The 17,234-nt window shown below is 69.7% G+C and carries 18 protein-coding genes and 1 tRNA gene; 9 read left to right on the forward strand and 10 right to left on the reverse strand.

The annotated features are described in order from the left end of the window. The first annotated feature begins 272 nt into the window (after positions 1 to 272). The 9 genes from MFF40_RS03590 (at position 273) to MFF40_RS03630 (ending at position 6,212) form a co-directional block, all read left to right on the forward strand. Positions 273 to 347, forward strand: a tRNA-Val gene (locus MFF40_RS03590). A 246-nt stretch (positions 348 to 593) separates the two neighbouring features. Then, complete coding sequence (locus MFF40_RS03595; protein WP_147854542.1) at positions 594 to 845, forward strand: DUF4926 domain-containing protein; 252 nt, start codon at positions 594 to 596, stop codon at positions 843 to 845. Beyond that, entirely contained in the window at positions 842 to 1,189 is a 348-nt protein-coding gene (locus MFF40_RS03600; RefSeq protein ID WP_147897625.1) for a DUF6883 domain-containing protein, read from the forward strand. Before MFF40_RS03595 ends, MFF40_RS03600 begins: the two co-directional genes overlap by 4 nt. Before the next feature lie 277 nt (positions 1,190 to 1,466). Beyond that, a complete protein-coding gene (locus MFF40_RS03605; RefSeq protein WP_147897624.1) occupies positions 1,467 to 1,802 on the forward strand; it encodes a hypothetical protein in 336 nt (111 codons plus the stop codon). 66 nt (positions 1,803 to 1,868) lie between these two features. Beyond that, a complete protein-coding gene (locus tag MFF40_RS03610; protein ID WP_147854545.1) occupies positions 1,869 to 2,621 on the forward strand; it encodes an FkbM family methyltransferase in 753 nt (250 codons plus the stop codon). A 14-nt stretch (positions 2,622 to 2,635) separates the two neighbouring features. Continuing rightward, positions 2,636 to 2,956 (forward strand): hypothetical protein, encoded by a 321-nt coding sequence (locus tag MFF40_RS03615; RefSeq protein WP_147854546.1) that lies wholly within the window; start codon positions 2,636 to 2,638, stop codon positions 2,954 to 2,956. A gap of 221 nt (positions 2,957 to 3,177) precedes the next feature. Then, positions 3,178 to 4,215 (forward strand): TRAP transporter substrate-binding protein, encoded by a 1,038-nt coding sequence (locus MFF40_RS03620; protein WP_147854547.1) that lies wholly within the window; start codon positions 3,178 to 3,180, stop codon positions 4,213 to 4,215. After that, positions 4,212 to 5,852, forward strand: coding sequence for an acyl-CoA synthetase (locus tag MFF40_RS03625; protein ID WP_283206083.1), 1,641 nt, complete (start codon positions 4,212 to 4,214; stop codon positions 5,850 to 5,852). The genes MFF40_RS03620 and MFF40_RS03625 overlap by 4 nt, the downstream gene beginning before the upstream one ends. A 201-nt stretch (positions 5,853 to 6,053) precedes the next feature. After that, entirely contained in the window at positions 6,054 to 6,212 is a 159-nt protein-coding gene (locus MFF40_RS03630; RefSeq protein ID WP_187278097.1) for a hypothetical protein, read from the forward strand. A gap of 16 nt (positions 6,213 to 6,228) precedes the next feature. On the opposite strand, the gene tkt is transcribed toward MFF40_RS03630, so the two are convergent. From tkt to MFF40_RS03680, 10 genes are all read right to left on the reverse strand, one after another. Continuing rightward, positions 6,229 to 8,223 carry a transketolase gene (gene tkt, locus MFF40_RS03635; RefSeq protein ID WP_238259693.1) on the reverse strand — a complete coding sequence of 665 codons (1,995 nt, stop codon included), beginning with the start codon at positions 8,221 to 8,223 and terminating at the stop codon, positions 6,229 to 6,231. 140 nt (positions 8,224 to 8,363) lie between these two features. Beyond that, positions 8,364 to 10,256 (reverse strand): TRAP transporter large permease, encoded by a 1,893-nt coding sequence (locus MFF40_RS03640; RefSeq protein WP_238259695.1) that lies wholly within the window; start codon positions 10,254 to 10,256, stop codon positions 8,364 to 8,366. 12 nt (positions 10,257 to 10,268) lie between these two features. Then, the gene (locus tag MFF40_RS03645; protein ID WP_238259697.1) at positions 10,269 to 11,285 is read right to left on the reverse strand and encodes a TRAP transporter substrate-binding protein; all 1,017 of its coding nucleotides are present in this window, start codon (positions 11,283 to 11,285) and stop codon (positions 10,269 to 10,271) included. A 231-nt stretch (positions 11,286 to 11,516) separates the two neighbouring features. Next, positions 11,517 to 12,398: an NAD(P)-dependent oxidoreductase gene (locus MFF40_RS03650; RefSeq protein WP_147897944.1), complete on the reverse strand. Its 882-nt coding sequence runs from the start codon at positions 12,396 to 12,398 to the stop codon at positions 11,517 to 11,519. Then, a complete protein-coding gene (locus tag MFF40_RS03655) occupies positions 12,389 to 13,411 on the reverse strand; it encodes a transketolase family protein (protein ID WP_147855001.1) in 1,023 nt (340 codons plus the stop codon). Before MFF40_RS03655 ends, MFF40_RS03650 begins: the two co-directional genes overlap by 10 nt. Continuing rightward, positions 13,408 to 14,271 (reverse strand): transketolase, encoded by an 864-nt coding sequence (locus MFF40_RS03660; RefSeq protein ID WP_187278118.1) that lies wholly within the window; start codon positions 14,269 to 14,271, stop codon positions 13,408 to 13,410. The genes MFF40_RS03655 and MFF40_RS03660 overlap by 4 nt, the downstream gene beginning before the upstream one ends. Positions 14,272 to 14,281: 10 nt before the next feature. Next, the gene (locus MFF40_RS03665; protein WP_238259700.1) at positions 14,282 to 15,031 is read right to left on the reverse strand and encodes an SDR family NAD(P)-dependent oxidoreductase; all 750 of its coding nucleotides are present in this window, start codon (positions 15,029 to 15,031) and stop codon (positions 14,282 to 14,284) included. Positions 15,032 to 15,246: 215 nt separating this feature from the next. After that, the gene (locus MFF40_RS03670) at positions 15,247 to 16,143 is read right to left on the reverse strand and encodes a LysR substrate-binding domain-containing protein (RefSeq protein WP_147897946.1); all 897 of its coding nucleotides are present in this window, start codon (positions 16,141 to 16,143) and stop codon (positions 15,247 to 15,249) included. 92 nt (positions 16,144 to 16,235) lie between these two features. Next, positions 16,236 to 16,526 (reverse strand): hypothetical protein, encoded by a 291-nt coding sequence (locus MFF40_RS03675; RefSeq protein WP_147897947.1) that lies wholly within the window; start codon positions 16,524 to 16,526, stop codon positions 16,236 to 16,238. 115 nt (positions 16,527 to 16,641) lie between these two features. Next, positions 16,642 to 17,088, reverse strand: a complete 447-nt coding sequence (locus tag MFF40_RS03680) for a hypothetical protein (RefSeq protein WP_238259702.1) — start codon at positions 17,086 to 17,088, stop codon at positions 16,642 to 16,644. Between the last annotated feature and the right edge of the window lie 146 nt (positions 17,089 to 17,234).

Raw genomic sequence — 17,234 nt, forward strand, 5'->3', positions numbered from 1 at the left:
ATGCCGGCCGGCACGCCCATAGCGCATTTTCTTCCCCGCGTGCACCATCGCGGTCTCAGCCCCCCGGCCACGCCCCTCAACCTTCCGCTTGCGCCCCCGCCGGGCACCGGCTATAGGCCCGGCCCACCGGCGCTGTTGCAGCACCGGCCCGGGCGCGTCGCTCAGCGGGAGAGCACTACCTTGACAGGGTAGGGTCCCTCCTCATAAGCCGTTGAGCAGTCTGGATTATTTCGATGGCTTTAAGGTTCGCCGAACCGGATGGCGGTCGTTTAGGAGACGTAGCACAGCGGTAGTGCATTCCCTTGACATGGGAAAGGTCACAGGTTCGATCCCTGTCGTCTCCACCACTTAACGCTCTGAAGTCACTGGATTTTTCCAGACCGAGCGTCCGAAAATCGAAATTCTCGCACATTCACTGAATTCTGAGCGGGTTTGCAGAACCAGCTGCCGGACCCACGCAGCCCGAGCAGCGCCGATACCCGAATTGCGGTCGCGTCGACGGCCCTGGGTCTCATGCGTGCTGTGTCGCGGGCGATGTCCCGTGCCGTATCTCCGGGACACCTGCGGTCCGCCCCGCGCGACAGATTGTTCTCGTGTCGTTCGAGTACGCCTATCGGGTCTGGCAGACCGAGCCGCCGTCGAGCCTTCGGGATCTCGATGACGTGGTGCTGCTGACGCCTGTGGTCGGCGACAACGGCGTAGCGATCGTGGCCGGCACGCGCGGCACGGTGCTCAGCGTCCACGGCACGGGCGAGAGCTACGCTGTCGAGTTCGATGAGACCGATGGCGCCCTTGCGACGGTACTCTCGCATCAGATCGAGCCGGCGGGGCCCGCCCCTCGGTGAGCGGCGGTATTGTCCCGGTCCTCTGGTCCATCCAGGGTGCGAAGCTTTCGGCATTCCTCAACCCGAACCACCGCAAGGGCGCATCGCGCTGGACGTATCTGTCTTCCTTCGGCCTCACCCGCGAGGACGATAGAGCCCTTGCAGATGCGTTGGGCCAGCGCGCGATGAACAACCTGCCCGGCGTCGAGCAGCCGCGGCCGACCGGCCCGAACCGCGTCGAATTCCGCTGCACGGTGCGCGCGTCGGACGGCCACGACATGCCTCTGCGCACCGTGTGGGAGGTCGGCGGGACGGACAGTGAGACAACCATGCGGTTTCTGACGGCTATCCCGCTGACCCCGTAGCGCTCGACACCGCAAAACCGCCATCTCAGGATCCGACGAGGTCAATCGGCTCGCCGGGTCCGTGACGTCGGCCGATGCGCACGCCGGCCGCCATCCGGCAGCACAGGATGCTGGGGGCCGACTAGAACCGTGATCTTGGCCAGGACGATCTGGCCAAGACCATCTGAGACGTGCAAGGGCACCGGAGCATGCACGGGATCCCATCATCCCCGTCGGTCCCGCCGCGTTCCCGGCCGAATCGCGGCCTGGTTCCGCTCAGAGCCCCGAGGGCTGCCGTATGACCACGTCACCTGTCCACGACATCGACACCAAATACATCCGCCAGATCCAGCAGCAGCAGATTGCATTAGCGCTGATCACGGCCGAGCGCGACGCGGCCGTGCGGGAGCGCGATCTGGCCCGGGCGCGATCCGAGGCCTCGACCAAGCTGATCGACGCCCTGTCGGCGAGTTTGCGGCCCTATGGGTTCAGCCGGAAGCGCTTCCTGTCGGCGATCCGCAGGGCGGCCCGCGCGGTCCCGGACCAGGGGCCCGATTCGCTGCAGCATACGGTTCTGTTCGACGGCTCGAACCGGATCCTGGGGGCCCGGCCTCTTGACCGACCCCCTCCCTGAGCGCACCGCACCCGCACTCGTCTCCTGTATCGATCGGTCCCCTTCAACATGGTGGAACGCAGGGCCATGGATGTCGCGCTTCTGACCGTCTTCAACGCCCTGGTCGATCTCAGGAACGAGCTGGACGCGAAGCCCCATCTCGCCAGCTCAGAGCTCGAGTTCCTGTCGTTCGCCACGAAGATGGCGCCGTATTCCAACGCGCAGCTGCTGCAGGACCTATGGGTCCTGTACGAGTTGAAGGAGAAGCGGAACGGCTACTTCGTCGAGTTCGGTGCCTGCGACGGGATCAGCCTGAGCAATACGCTGCTGCTCGAGAAGACCTTCGGCTGGCAGGGCGCTCTGGCTGAGCCGGCCCGGGCCTGGCACGCCGCGCTCTACGCCAACCGGAACTGCTATATCACCGACAAGTGCGTCTACAGGACCGACGGGGTCGAGGTCCTGTTCAACGAGGTGGATATCGGCGAGCTGTCCGGCATGAACGACCTGGTGACGGGCGACTTCCATGCCCAGTTCCGCCAGGACGGTCGGCAATACGCGGTCCAGACGGTTTCGCTGGAGCGCTTCCTGGCGGAGGCCCGGGCGCCGAAGCGCATCGACTACATGAGCATCGACGTGGAGGGCGGCGAGTTCGATGTGCTGGAAAGCTTCGACTTCACCCGACACGACATCGCCCTGATCAGCGTCGAGCACAATTTCTCGGACAGCCGCGAGAAGATCTACGCCCTGCTGACCGGCCTGGGTTATCGTCGGCGGTTCCGGCAGCTGTCCCTGTTCGACGATTGGTACGTGCGGCCCGACCTCATCGCGACGCAGGCATGACGGAGCGCTCCATCGTGTCAGCCCGGACCGCGATCGAGATCCTCGATTCCCTGTTCGACCTGTTCAAGCAGATGGGCAGCGGCATCGCGCTCGACCTGCACTGGCTCGAGATCGCGCGGCGCCTTCAGCTGGTCCGCGCGGAGGTCGTCTGGTCGGCCGATCTGGCCTTCGTGGCCGCGAAGCTGAAAGCGCACGCCGCCCACTACGCAACCACCTATCAGCCCGACGCCGGCTCGGAGTGGATCCGGAGGGCGAACGCCGACAAGCTCGACAAGGTCGTCGAACACTATTCGATCCTCCGCGCCCATCTGGAGCAGCAATTGCCGGCCGCGTAGGCCCATATCGGGCGATCCTTCGCGCGGATGTCCGCAAGATCCGGCGGACACGCCCCGAGGCGTGCCCTGACAAGTCGCCCGCACCGACAGCCGGGCCGAAACGGCCCCGTTGACTGGATTGGGCCAACCGCTATCGAAGCCTCAAGACACGAGAGAGTCCGCGCATGAACGCGGACCCTGTGGAAACGCCGGGCCGCGCGCCCGGATCAGGAGGGCCGCCCATGTCGTCTCGAATCCGCTTGCCCCTGTCCCGCCGCAGGTTCCTGTCCACCGGCTCGACGGCGATCCTCGCCGGAACCGTGGCGATGCCGCACGTGGCCCGGGCCCAGCGGGCGGACTTCACCTACAAATACGCCAACAACCTGCCCGACACGCACCCGATGAACGTCCGCGCCCGGGAGATGGCGGAGGCGTTGCGTGTCGAGAGCGGCGGCCGGTTCGATCTCAAGATCTTCCCCACGAGCCAGCTCGGCTCGGACACCGACACGCTGAGCCAGCTGCGCTCGGGCAGCGTCGAGTTCTTCACGATGTCGCCGCTGATCCTCTCGACCCTGGTGCCCAACGCCTCGATCAACGGCATCGGCTACGCCTTCCCGAATTACGACGCCGTCTGGCCCGCGATGGATGGGGAGCTCGGCGCCTGGGTCCGCCAGCAGATCGCCAAGGCCAACCTCGTGGCCATGGAGAAGATCTGGGACAACGGCTACCGCCAGACGACCTCCTCGACCCGGCCGATCGCCAGCCCGGACGACTTCAAGGGCTTTCGGATCCGCGTGCCGGTCTCGCCGCTCTGGACCTCGATGTTCCGGGCGTTCGAGGCCGCACCCGCCTCGATCAACCTGAACGAGACCTACTCGGCCCTCCAGACCAAGATCGTCGAGGGCCAGGAGAACCCGCTGGCGGTGATCGCCACGACCAAGTTCTACGAGGTGCAGAAATACTGCTCGCTCACCAACCACATGTGGGACGGCTACTGGTTCCTGGCGAACCGCCGGGCCTGGGAGCGCATCCCCGAGGACCTGCGCACCATGGTCGCCCGCCACATCAACGAGGCCGGCATGAAGGAGCGGGCCGACGTCGCCAAGCTCAATGCCAGCCTGCAGGAGGACCTGACGAAGAGCGGCCTGGTGTTCAACAAGCCTGATCCGGAGCCGTTTCGCGAGAAGCTGCGCAAGGCCGGCTTCTACGCCGAATGGAAGGGCCGGTACGGCGAGGAGGGCTGGTCCCTCCTCGAGAAGGCCTGCGGGAAGCTCGCGTGAACGGCCCGGCGGGGCCGGCGCCGCGCGGCGGCGTCGCGCCCTGTTCGCGGCGGGTGATGAACCTCGCCCACTTTCTGCGCCGGGCGGCCCGCCGCTGGCCGGACGCGATCGGCCTCGCCTGGGGTGACCGGACCTGGAGCTGGGGCGCCCTCGATGCCCGGGTCGACGCCATGGCGGCGGCGCTCGCGGCCCGGGGCGTCGCCAAGGGCGACCGCGTGCTGGTCCAGGCGCGCAACGGCAACCAACTGTTCGAATCGATGTTCGTCTGCTTCCGGCTCGGCGCCGTCTGGGTGCCGACGAATTTCCGGCAGACGCCCGCGGAGGTGGCCTATCTCGCCCGCGCCAGCGGCGCCTCGGCGCTGATCTGCGGCGCGGAGTTCCCCGACCACGCCGCCGCGATCCGCGAAGCCGCGCCGGACCTGCGCCTCGTGGTCGCGATCGGCGGCTCCGCCTTCGGGCTGGATTACGACGCCCTAGTGGCCGCGCACGCCGGGCAGGCGGCCCCGACCGCCGATGTCGAGCACGACGATCCGTGCTGGTTCTTCTTCACCTCGGGCACCACCGGCCGCCCGAAGGCGGCGGTGCTCACCCACGGCCAGATGGCCTTCGTGATCACCAACCATCTCTGCGACCTGATGCCGGGCACCGATGAGGCAGACGCCTCGCTGGTGGTCGCGCCGCTCTCGCACGGGGCCGGCATCCACCAACTCGCGCAGGTCGCGGCCGGCGCCAAGACGGTGCTCACCGGCGGCACGCGGCTGGACCCCGCGGAGGTGTGGTCGCTGGTCGAGCGGTGGCGCATCACCAACCTGTTCACGGTGCCGACCATCGTGAAGCTGATCACCGAGCACCCGGCGGTCGCGGTCCACGACCACACCAGCCTGCGCCACGTGATCTATGCCGGCGCGCCGATGTACCGGGAGGACCAGAAGCGGGCGCTGCGGGCGCTCGGGCCGGTGCTGGTTCAGTATTTCGGGCTCGGCGAGGTGACGGGCAACATCACCGTGCTGCCGCCCCGCCTGCACGCCGCCGAAGACGGGCCGGGGGTGAAGGTCGGCACCTGCGGCTTCGAGCGCACCGGCATGCAGGTGCAGATCCAGGACGGGGCAGGGCGGGAATTGCCGGCGGGCGAGACCGGCGAGATCTGCGTCTGCGGCCCGGCGGTGTTCGCGGGCTACTACGACAATCCGGAGGCCAACGCGGCGGCGTTCCGGAACGGCTGGTTCCGCACCGGCGACCTCGGCCACCTCGACCCGGAAGGGTTTTTGTTCATCACCGGCCGCGCCTCCGACATGTACATCTCGGGCGGGTCGAACGTGTACCCGCGCGAGACCGAGGAGAAGCTTCTGAAGCATCCGGCCATCGCCGAGGCCGCGATCCTGGGGGTGCCCGACCCGGCCTGGGGCGAGGTCGGCGTCGCGGTCTGCGTCGCCCGCCCCGGCGCCGAGATCGGCGAGGCGGAATTGATCGCGTGGCTCGCCGGCGAGGTCGCCCGCTACAAGCTGCCGAAGCGGGTGTTCTTCTGGGAGGCATTGCCGAGATCCGGCTACGGCAAGGTCACCAAGCGGGCGATCCGCGAAGGGCTCGAAGCAAGCGGCTGCTTGCCGTTCGATCCGGGTGCCCCTGCCGGACGGTGACGGTCCGGACGACCGCGTTCGCTGCACCGCACCCGGCGAACATTGTTCGCGGACCAGTCCGGTGAAGATTTCGTGCGCGCCTCATGCTTCTCTCGCATAGCAGGCCGCGGAAGAGCCCCCTCACGCGCGATCCCAGGCCGGCGCATATTGCACCGCAGCAACCGGGCGCGCCTGCCCGGCCCTTGTTCGGGATCGGGCACGATGGCCACCCTCGCGTATATCGTCGGCTTCCGCTCCGAGCGTTCGCTCCTCGGTCAGGTGGCCGGGCGCCTCGAAGGCGCGCTGAAGCGCGTCGCTGCCGGTCGCTACGCCGAGCAGCGCGAGCGCGTCGCGCGCACCGGCAGCGCAGGGATGATCTGACCGGCCGCCACCAGCCTCAACCCAGGCGCGTCCGCGCGGCCTCCACCACCGCCTCGGCGGTGATGCCGAAATGCCGGAACAGGGCCTCCGGTGCCCCGGATGCGCCGAAGCCGGTCATGCCGACGAAGCCGCCATCCTCGCCGATCCACCGGTCCCAGCCGAAGCGCAGGGCGGCCTCCACGGCGACCCGGACCGTATCCCGCGGGATGACCTGCCGGCGATAGGCCGCGTCCTGTGCCGCGAACGCCTCCCAGGACGGCATCGAGACTACCGCGGTGGGGATCCCGTCCGCCTGGAGAACGTCGCGGGCCGCGAGCGCCAGCGCCACCTCCGAGCCGGTGCCGATCAGCGTGACCCGCCGCGCACCGTCGGCCTCCGCCAGCACGTAGGCGCCCCGGGCACTGCGATTCTCAGGGCCGCCCGGCCGGCGCAGCGCCGGGAGCGGCTGCCGCGAGCAGATCAGCGAACTCGGCCCGTGCCGGTTGGCCAAGGCCATCTCCCAGCATTCCGCCGTCTCGACCGCGTCCGCCGGGCGCAGGACCAGCATGTTCGGGATCGCCCGGAGCGAGGCGAGGTACTCCACCGGCTGATGGGTCGGGCCGTTGCGGCCGATGGCGGTCGAATCGTGGCTGTAGACCGTGATGACCGGCAGGTTCATCAGCGCCGCCATCCGCAGCGACGGGCGCATGTAATCCGAGAAGACCAGGTAGGTGGCACCCACCGGCACCAGCCCGCGATGGGCCGCGATGCCGTTCATCATCGAGCCCATCGCGTGCTCGCGGATGCCGTAATGCAGGTAGCGCCCGGAGCGGTCCTGCGCCGTGAAGGCGTGGAGCTCGCCCTTGTGCCGGGTCGGGCCTTCAAGATCCGGGGCGCCGGAGAACAGCTCGGGGATCGCCTCCGACAGGGCGGCGACGATCTCGGCGGAGACCTCGATGCTCGGGCGCGCCGTGCCTTCGGCGGCGAAGCGATCGCGCAGGGCGCGCAGCGCGTCGCGCCACGTCTCCGGCAGGCGGCCGGCGCTGACCCGGTCGAACTCCGCCCGGACCCGGGAGGGCAGGGCCTCGCGACGGGCCTGCCAATCCGCGTAGGCGGCGGCATTGCGGCCGGCGACACCCCTGCGCCACGCCGCCTCCACGTCGTCCGGCACCGAGAAGGCCGGATGGTCCCACCCCTTCGCGGCCCGGGCCTCGGCGAGGTCGGTCGCGAACACCCGCCCGCCATGGGCGCCGCGCTGGCCCTCCAGCCGCGGCAGGCCGCGGCCGATCACGGTGCGGCAGGCGATCAGACTCGGGCGCGGGTCGCCCTGGGCGACGAGAATCGCGGCCGAGACCGCCTCGACGTCGTGGCCGTCCGCGTCGATCACCTGCCAGTCGGCGGCGCGGAAGCGGGCGCGCACGTCCTCCGAGATCGACAGGTCAGTGGCGCCGTCGTCGGTGATCCGGTTGTCGTCCCACAGGAACGTGAGCTTCGACAGGCGCAGGTGGCCGGCGAGCGAGATCACCTCGTGGGCGATGCCTTCCTGCAGGCAGCCGTCGCCGACCAGCGCGTAGGTGCGGTGGTCCACGAGGTCGGGGCCGAACTCCGCGGCGAGCCTGGCCTCGGCCACCGCCATCCCGACCGCGTTGGCGATGCCCTGCCCGAGGGGCCCGGTGGTCGCCTCGATGCCGAGTTCCGGGGCGATCTCCGGATGGCCGTGGGTGTGGGAGCCGAGTTCGCGGAAGCGCCGGATCTGCTCCATCGGCAGGCCGGCATAGCCGGCGAGATGGAGCACGGCATAGAGCAGCATCGAGCCGTGCCCGTTCGAGAGCACGAACCGGTCGCGGTCGGGCCATTCCGGTTCGGCCGGGTTGCACTTCAGGTGACGGGTGAACAGGGCCACCGCGATCTCGGCGCAGCCGAGCGGCGCACCGGGATGCCCGTCGCCCGCCCGCTCGATCGCGTCGAGGGAGAGGAAGCGGATCGCGTCCGCCATCCGGACGGTGAGCGTACTGAAGCGGTTCTGGGGCATGGGGGGGCTTCAAAGTACAGGCGTGCGTGTGGTTTTTCAAAGTGTTGAGCCTTTTAGCGGGGTATCGGGGCGGCGCCCCGATGAACCAGGGCTTCGCCCTGGACCCACGAAAGGTCTCGGACCTTTCGGATCCTCGGTTTTCAGAGGAACCCGATCGAGAACCAGGGGACCAGGATGATGACGACGAGGCCGATCAGCAGGGCCAGGATGTAGCCGACGATCGGGCGCATGCCCGCGTCCGGGTGGATCCGGCTGATCGCGCAGGCGGCGTAGTAGCCGACCCCGAAGGGCGGGGCGAACAGCCCGATGCCCATGGCGAGGATCACCACCATCGCGTAGTGCACCTCGTGGACGCCGACCTGCCGGGCGATCGGGAACAGCAGCGGGCCGAACAGCACGATCGCCGGGATGCCCTCCAGCACCGAGCCCAGGACGATGAAGGCGCCCGCCGACACGAACAGGAAGCCCACGGGGCCGCCGGGCAGGCTCTTCATCGCCACCGCCAGCGTCTGCGAGAAGCCCGACTGGGTCAGCGCCCAGGCCATGCCGGTGGCCGCGCCGATGATCAGCAGGATCGCCCCCGACAGGGTCGCGGTCATCACCAGCATCGGGTAGAGCCGCCGCCAGTCGAACTGGCGGTAGATCAGCAGCCCCGCCAGCACCGCGTAGACGATGCCGATGGTCGAGACCTCGGTGGCGGTGGCGATGCCCTCGACCACCGCGAAGCGGATCACGAAGGGCAGCGCCAGGGCCGGCACCGCCACCACGAGCGCCCGGCCGATCACGCTCCGCGACGGCCGGGCGACGTGGCTCAGGTCCTCCCGACGGTAGCGCCACCAGACCAGCACGCAGAGAGTCACGGCCAGCACCAGGCCGGGCATCAGGCCGCCGGTGAACAGGGCCGTGATCGACACGCCGGTGACCGAGCCGATGGTGATCAGCACGATCGAGGGAGGGATCGTCTCGGTCTGCGCGCCGGTGGTGGCGAGCAGCGCCACGAGGTCGCCCTCCTTGGCGCCCCGCGCCTTCATCTCGGGAAACAGCACGGGCGCGACCGCGGCCATGTCGGCGGCCTTCGAGCCGGAGATGCCCGAGACGAGGTACATGGCGCCGACCAGCACATAGTGCAGGCCGCCGCGGACGTGACCGAGCAGTGAGGCCAGGAACCCGACCATCGCCCGGGCCATGCCGGTCATCTCGATCAGCAGGCCGAGGAACACGAACAGCGGCACCGCGAGCAGGATCAGGTGGCTCATGCCCTCGTCCATCCGCCCGACCACCACCATCGACGGGGCGTTGGTGGTGAGCGTGATGTAGGCGTAGGTGGACAGACCGAACGCGAAGGCGATCGGCACGCCGGAGAAGACCAGGGCGCCGACCCCGAGGACGAAGAACAGCAGCAGGTTGAGGTTGCCGAGCCCCATGAGCCAGGGCTGGAGCGCGATGAGCCCAGCCGCGATGCCGCCGCCGAGCGCCAGCGCCCCGACGGTGAGCCGCCAGTCGGCGGATTCCAGGAGACGGATCACGGCGACCAGCAGCATGAGGCCGAAGCCGATCGGGAGGGCGGCGGCCCGCCAGGCGTTGTTGAGCTCCAGCGCGGGGGTCTGGACGAAGGTCTCCTCGATGGCGAATTCGAAGGCCGGCTCCAGCACCAGCGCCACGAAGATCAGGCCGGCCACCAGGGCGACCGTCTCTAGGAAGGCGCGCAGGCGCGGGCCGCACATCGCCACGATGGCGGTCATGCGCATGTGCTCGGCGCGGCGGAACGCGACCACGGCGCCCAGCATGGCGAGCCACAGGAACAGGATCGCGGCCAACTCGTCCGACCAGACCAGCGGCTCGCGGAACACGTAGCGGCTGACCACGCCGCCGAACAGCACGCCGATCTCGGCCAGAACCAGCAGCGCCGCCGGGATCTCCACGAGGTAGCCGAGGGCCACGTCCAGCTTGCGCAGCCAGGTCCTGGCGCGGAGCGGCGGCCCCGCCAGCTCAAGCCCGGCCGCGCTCTCGACGGCCGCGATATCGATCTGCATGCCGGTCGTCCTTCAGGTCAGCTTGCCGGAGACGTCTTCGAGATGCGCCCACGCCGCATCCCCGTACTTGGCCTTCCAGTCGCGGTAAAAGCTCGTCCGGCCCAGCGCCTCACGGAACCGCGCGCGGTCGACGTCGACGAAGCTGATGCCCTTGGCGGCAAGGCTCTCCCGCAGGGACAGGCTGAGCTTGGCCACATCCGCGCGCTGGTCGGTGCCGGACCGGTCGAATTCATGCGAAACGGTCCGGCGCAGATCCTCCGGCAGGCGCTGCCAAGCCTTCTTGTTGCCCAGGATCCAGTAGCCGTCCCAGACGTGCCCGGTCAGGCTGCAGGATTTCTGCACCTCGTAGAGCCGGGCCGTCGCCGTGATGGCAAGCGGATTCTCCTGCCCCTCGACCACTTTGGTCTGGAGCGCGGAGTACAGCTCGTTGAAATTGATCGGCGCCGCGCCGGCTTCGAGCGCCTTGAACAGCGAGGTCAGCATCGGCGCCGGCGGCACGCGGATCTTGAAGCCCTTCAGGTCTTCGGGCGTCTTGATCTCGCGGGTCGAGGAGGTGATCTGCCGGAAACCGTTGTCCCAGACCTTCGAGACGGTGAGGATCGGCGTCTTGGCGATCTCGGCCCGGACGTAGGCGCCGAGCCCGCCATCCATCGCCGACCAGACCGCGTCGTAATCCTTGAACGCGAAGCCGGTGTTGGGAAGGCTCGCGGCCGGCACGAAGGTGGCGAGGATCGAGGTCGCGAGGTTGAAGAACTCGACGCTGCCGTTGCGCACCTGCGCCAGCAGGTCGGTGTCGGAGCCGAGCTGGTTGGCCGGGAACAGCTTGATCTCCAGGCGCCCGCCGGTCGCCTCGCGGATCCGGTCGAGGGCTTCCTGCGCCCGGACGTTGACCGGGTGGGTCGGGTCCTGGCCGGTGGCGAGCTTGTAGGAGAACTCGGCCGCCTGCCCGCGCCGGGTCAGGATGCCGAAGACCGGCACGGCGGTCGCGCCCACGAGCAGGCTGCGGCGGCTGAAACGCGTGTCGCGCATGATTTCACTCCCTGGGTCGTCCCGAGCCGCGCGATCCCCGCCGTTATCCGGTCGTGTGGATTCGTGCGTCCCTTCAGTCTTCGCGGCCCGGTACTGGTATCCGGGGGACCGCTTCTGTGCGTCTCACGCGCCGTCTCTTGCTCCGGCGCCGATCATCCAGGCTCAGCGGCGCGGGGACAAGCCGTGGCGGCGCACGAACGCCGACACTTCACCGCTCCCGTGCCCGCCCGTTCAGTCCCCGTTGAGGGCGCGATAGGCGCGCACCACCTGGCTGTCGTCGGCGGCGCCGTCGCCGCGGCCCGATGTCGAGACGAAGAGCTGATGGGCCAGCGCCGCGAGCGGCAGGGCCGCGCCGGCGCTGCGGCCGGCCTCCAGCACGATGCCGAGATCCTTGACGAAGATGTCGATCGCGCTGGTGACCTCCGGCTCGGCCTCCAGCATCCGGGGGCCGCGGTCGCGCAGCATCCAGCTCGATGCCGAGGAGCCCGAGAGGATCTCCAGCACCACCGCGAGATCGACCCCGACCCGCCCGGCCAGGGCCATCGCCTCGGCGGCGGCCGCGATGTGGACGCCGCACAGGAGCTGGTTCACGGCCTTGACGGTGGCGCCCTGGCCCGGCCGCTCGCCGACAGGGAAGATCCGGTCGCCGAGCGCATCGAGCACCGGGCGGATCTCCGCGAGCGTCGCGGACGGGGCCGCGGCCATGATCGTGAGCTTGGCGGCCTTGGCCCCGACGACGCCCCCCGAGACCGGGGCGTCCACGAACCGGCGGCCGGTGGCCGAGACGCGCGCCGCGATGGCCTCCACGGCCCCCGGCGGACAGGTCGCCATCAGCACGACGATCCCGTCGGGCGCGAGTGCGTCGAGGGCGCCGTGTGAGAACAGCACGTCCTCGGCCTGGGCGGCGTTCACCACCATCAGCAGGAGCGCGTCGGCGCCGTCCGCCGCCTGCGCCAGGGTCTCGGCCGGTGCGCCGCCTGCTGCCACCAGCGCCGCGCGGCTCTCCGCCCGGATGTCGTAGCCGCGGACGGAAAAACCCGCGGCGACGAGGTGGCCCGCCATCGGCAGGCCCATGGCGCCGAGGCCGACGAAGGCGAGGCGGCTCACAGCCATCCGCGGATGCTCCGCGCCATGGCGGCCGCCGAGATCCCGTAGCGGTCGTGGAGCGTCGGCAGGGCGCCGGCATCCAGGAACTCGTCCGGCAGGCCGATCTGGCGGAAGCCGCGCTCCGGCATCGTTCCGTTGCGCATCAGCACGCCCGCCACCGCCTCGCCGAGACCGCCGATCACCGTGTGGTTCTCGGCCACCACCACGAGGCGTCCGCCACGTCGGGCCTCGTGCAGGATGGTCGCCTCGTCCAGAGGCTTGATCGTCGGCACGTGGAGGACCGCCACGTCGATCCGGTCGTCGCGCAAAGCGTCCGCCACTTCCAGCGCCCGCATGGTCATCAGACCGGAGGAGACAACGAGCACGTCGCGTCCGTCGCGGATCGTCTTGGCCTTGCCGAGCTCGAACGTGTAGCCGTACTCGTCGAGCACCAGCGGGACGTTGCCGCGCAGGAGCCGCAGGTAGACCGGCCCCTTGTGGGCGGCCATGGCCGGCACGACCTGCTCGATCTCGTGGGCGTCGCACGGGTCGATGATCGTGAGGTTGGGCATGCCGCGGAAGATCGCGAGGTCTTCCGTCGCCTGGTGGCTCGGGCCGTAGCCGGTGGTCAGGCCGGGCAGGGCGCAGGCGATCTTGACGTCGAGATTCTCCTCCGCGATCGCCAGGCAGATGAAGTCGTAGGCCCGCCGCGCCGCGAACACCGCGTAGGTGGTGGCAAACGGCGTGAAGCCTTCGCGGGCGAGCCCGGCCGCCGCGCTCATCAGGAGCTGCTCGGCCATCCCCATCTGGTAGAACCGCTCGGGATGGGCCTGCGCGAAGATGTGCAGGTCGGTGTATTTCGACAGGTCCGCCGACAGGCCGACGATGTCGGGCCGGGTCTTGGCGAGCTCGACCAGGGCGTGGCCGAACGGCGCGGCCTTGGTGCGCTGTCCGGGGGCGGCCAGCGAGGCGATCATCGCCGAGGTCTTGAGGCTGCCGCCCTCCCGCGGGGCGGGCTTCTCGTATTTCGAGCGTCTCACCGCACCCTCCCTTCGTCCAGGATCGCCAGCGCGCGCTGCCACTCGTCCGGCTCGACGCGCAGGAAGTGGTTGCGCTCACGTGCTTCCAGGAACGGCACGCCCTTGGCCATGCGCGTGTCGCAGATGATGATCCGGGGCTGCGGCCCCGGGTGGTTCCGGGCGGCGTCGAAGGCCGTCACCAGCGCGTCGATGTCGTTGCCGTCGACCCGCTGCACGAACCAGTTGAACGCCTCGAATTTCGGGGCCAGCGGCTCGAAATTGAGCACCCCCGTTGAGGCGCCGTCGGCCTGCATGCCGTTCACGTCGACGAGGCCGATCAGGTTGTCGAGCTTGAACGAGCCCGCCGACATGGCGGCCTCCCAGGTCGAGCCCTCGTCGAGCTCGCCGTCGGAAAACAGGTTGTAGACGAAGTTTTTCGAGCCCTTCCGCTTCAGGCCCAGCGCCATGCCGACCGCGATCCCGAGCCCGTGGCCGAGCGAGCCGCCGGTGATCTCCATGCCGGGCGTGTAGGCCGCCATGCCCGACATCGGCAGGCGGCTGTCGTCGCCGCCGTAGCTCGTCAGCTCGTCCTCCGGGATGATCTCCGCCTCGATCAGCGCCGCGTAGAGGGCGATAGCGTAGTGGCCGATCGACAGCAGGAACCGGTCGCGGCCTTCCCATTCGGGATCCTCGGGCCGGTAGGTCATGGCGTGGAAGTAGCTCACCGCCAGCACGTCGCTGATGCCCAGCGCCTGGGCGATGTAGCCCTGGCCCTGGACCTCGCCCATGCGCAGGGCATGGCGGCGGATGTGGTAGGCGCGCTCGCCGAGCGGGACGTTGGACCCCGCGCGGGGCCGTTCGGTCGGGGACGGAGACGTCATGGCGTGCTCCTCAGTGGATCAGCATGCCGCCGTTCACGTCGATCACCGCGCCGGTGATGTACGCGGACAGGTCGGAGGCCAGGAACAGGCAGGCGTTGGCCACATCGTCGGCCACCCCGAGGCGCCCCAGCGGGATGCCCTTGGCGATCTCGACCTTGAGCTCGGGGGTGAGCTTGCCGCCGGTGATGTCGGTCTGGATCAGGCCGGGCGTCACGGAATTGACCCGGATCCCGTCGGGGCCGAGTTCCCGGGCCATCGCCTTGGCGAGGCCCAGCACGCCGCCCTTGGCGGCGCTGTAATGCGGGCCGCCGAAGATGCCGCCGCCGCGCTGGGCGGAGACCGAGGACATGCACACGATCGCCCCGGAGCCCTGTCCGCGCATCCCCGGGATCACGGCCTGGCTCATGTAGAGGGTGCCGCGCAGGTTCACGTCGGTGACCGCGTCATAGTTCTCCGGCGCGATATCCATGATCTTGAGCGGCTGGGTGATGCCGGCATTGTTGACCAGCACGTCGATGCGCCCGAGTCGGGCCACGATCTCCTCGGCGGCCCGGGAGCAGGCGGCCCGGTCGGTCACGTCGCAGGCGAGGCCGACATGGCCGGCGCCGAGGTCGCGGGCGGCGTCCTCGGCCTGGCCGGCATCGAGGTCGAGCACGGCGATGCGGGCGCCGTACTGGGCGAACAGGCGCGCCGTGGCCTTCCCGATGCCGCGGGCGGAGGCCGCCCCGGTGATCACGCAGACCCGATCGTTCAACAGCATGGGACCCTCCCGGCGATCCGCGCGCGTGCGGGATCGAAGCCTGTCGTCGCGACGGAGGCTGAAGCCGGCCGGCGACCGCGATCCGGAGATCGGCGGCCTCGCGGTGACGTTTCCTCGCGTCTTGTTCGTTGGGGCGACATTGGCCCGGTGAGACCGGCCGCGACAAACGCGAATCCTGCACCCGCAGATGAATGGGATTCACCTGCGGGTGCGTGTCAGGCCAGCTCGGCGGCGAGATCGATCCCGAGTTCCCGGGCGAGCCAGCGGGCGAAGACCCGCAGCGGCGCCCGGCGGCGGGCATCGGCCGGGCAGACGAAATGGTGGCCGACGTAGCCGATGTCCTCCGCCCGCCCGGCGAGCGGCGCGACCAGGCGGCCGGCGGCGATCTCCCGCTCGGCGAGCCGGGTCGACTCGAGCGCCACGCCGAGCCCGTCTGCGGCGGCGGCCAGGGCCAAAAAGCTCCGGTCGAAGCGGATCGCGGCAGTGGGCGGCGCGGCCAGCCGGTTGCGCTCGAACCAATGGGTCCAGCGCACCTGCTTGTTGTCGCTCTGGATCAACGTCTGCGCGAACAGGTCGGCGGGGCCGGCGATCCGGGCGGCACGCTCGGGATCGCAGAGCGGCGTCACCGTCTCGAGCCCGAGCGGCATGCGGACGAGGCCTTCGCCCCGGGGTGGCCCGTAGACGATGTCGGCGTCGAACTCGTCGGTGATGAAGCGGGCGTAGTCCATGCCGGCGGCCAGCCGAACCTCGAAGCCCGGATGCTCGCTGAGGAAACGCGCCAGCCGCGGGACGAGCCACTGCGCGGCGAAGCTCGGGGCGCAGTGCAGGCGCAGCAATTGCGGCCCGCGGTTCGCCACGAGGTCGAGGCCGCGGTTCAGCTCCGCGAAGGCCCGGCCGACATGGTCGCACAGGGCCTCCCCGGCCGGGGTCGGCGTGATGCCTTGCCCGTTGCGCTCGAACAGGGCGACGCCGAGCGTCTCCTCCATCTTGCGGACGGCGTGGCTGACCGCGCTCGGCGACAGGTTCAGCTCGCCCGCCGCCGCCTTGAACGAGCGCCGCCGCGCGGCGGCCTCGAAGATCCGGACGGCGGACAGGGGGACGGGCGGACGCATCCGCGGCAGGATGGTCCGGCAATGACGGCGCTGGCAATGGCCGAAGGATCTTTGCGGACCTTCAGGTGGGCCCGCGCTGCGATGAGCCGGCTTCAGGCCGCCAGCGCCGCCTGCCCATCGCGGCCATGGGCCTGATCCATGATCTCGCCGACCCGTTCGCCGACGGCGATCGCGATGCCCGCCGAGGCGGGACCCTCCGAGCCCTGCTGGCAGATCCGGGTGAGGACGTCGGTGACGCGCTGTTCCATGACGGCGAGGATGGCCGCGGCCGCCGCGGGCTGGGCCCCGCGGAGCACGGCCGCGAGGTCGCAATAGGCGTCCTGGAGGAGCCGCAGGGTCAGGCGATCGACAGCCTGCTCGTCTTCAGCCTTCAAGACACCCATGCCACGCCTCCCTCGGGTCGCTCGCTGCAACTTGGGGACGACATATTAACGGCGCGTAAACCGGCAGGACCTTCGGAAGCCGTCGGCTAACCATGCCCCGCGCGGCGTCGCAGGCTCAGCAGCCTGAGCAGATCCCGCTCGCGGCCGCGTGGCCGCCTTTCAGGAGACGCTCCATCGCCGCGTCGCGGTCGTAGGTCTGCGCCGGGATCGTCGACGGGGCCGACCGGCCCGCCGCCAGGACCGGCGGCCTCAGGAGGTCGGCGGGGCGCAACGCCTCCCAAGCCAGGCGGCTGCGCCGGGACGAGTCCAGGGCTGCGCCCGGGTTCAGGCCCCGCGGCTCGAACGCCGGGACCGGGATCGTCATGGTCCCCGGTATGACGATGCGCGGCAGGGCGGCGACCGCCTCGGCGGGGGCCTCCGGGGTTGCGACCACCGGCACCGCGGCGACGGACGCCGGGGTGCGCGGCAACGCGCTGTAGGCCGTCGGCACGTTCGGCAGGCGCGAGCACGCTCCCGCCGACAGCAGCATGCCTAGGACCGCAATCCGCTTAACATTGATCATGATCGCCCTGATGCGATGCCGCAGCCCTAATCACCGCCGTAGGACCCTATGTTAACCACGGATTAAGCCATATGTCCAACCCACATGGCCAATTGAGACTTCTAAATAAATAAACAATACTTGTAGATAACGGGAAATCACGCGAT

The sequence above is a fragment of the Methylobacterium mesophilicum genome (assembly GCF_022179445.1).
GTDB lineage: Bacteria > Pseudomonadota > Alphaproteobacteria > Rhizobiales > Beijerinckiaceae > Methylobacterium > Methylobacterium mesophilicum.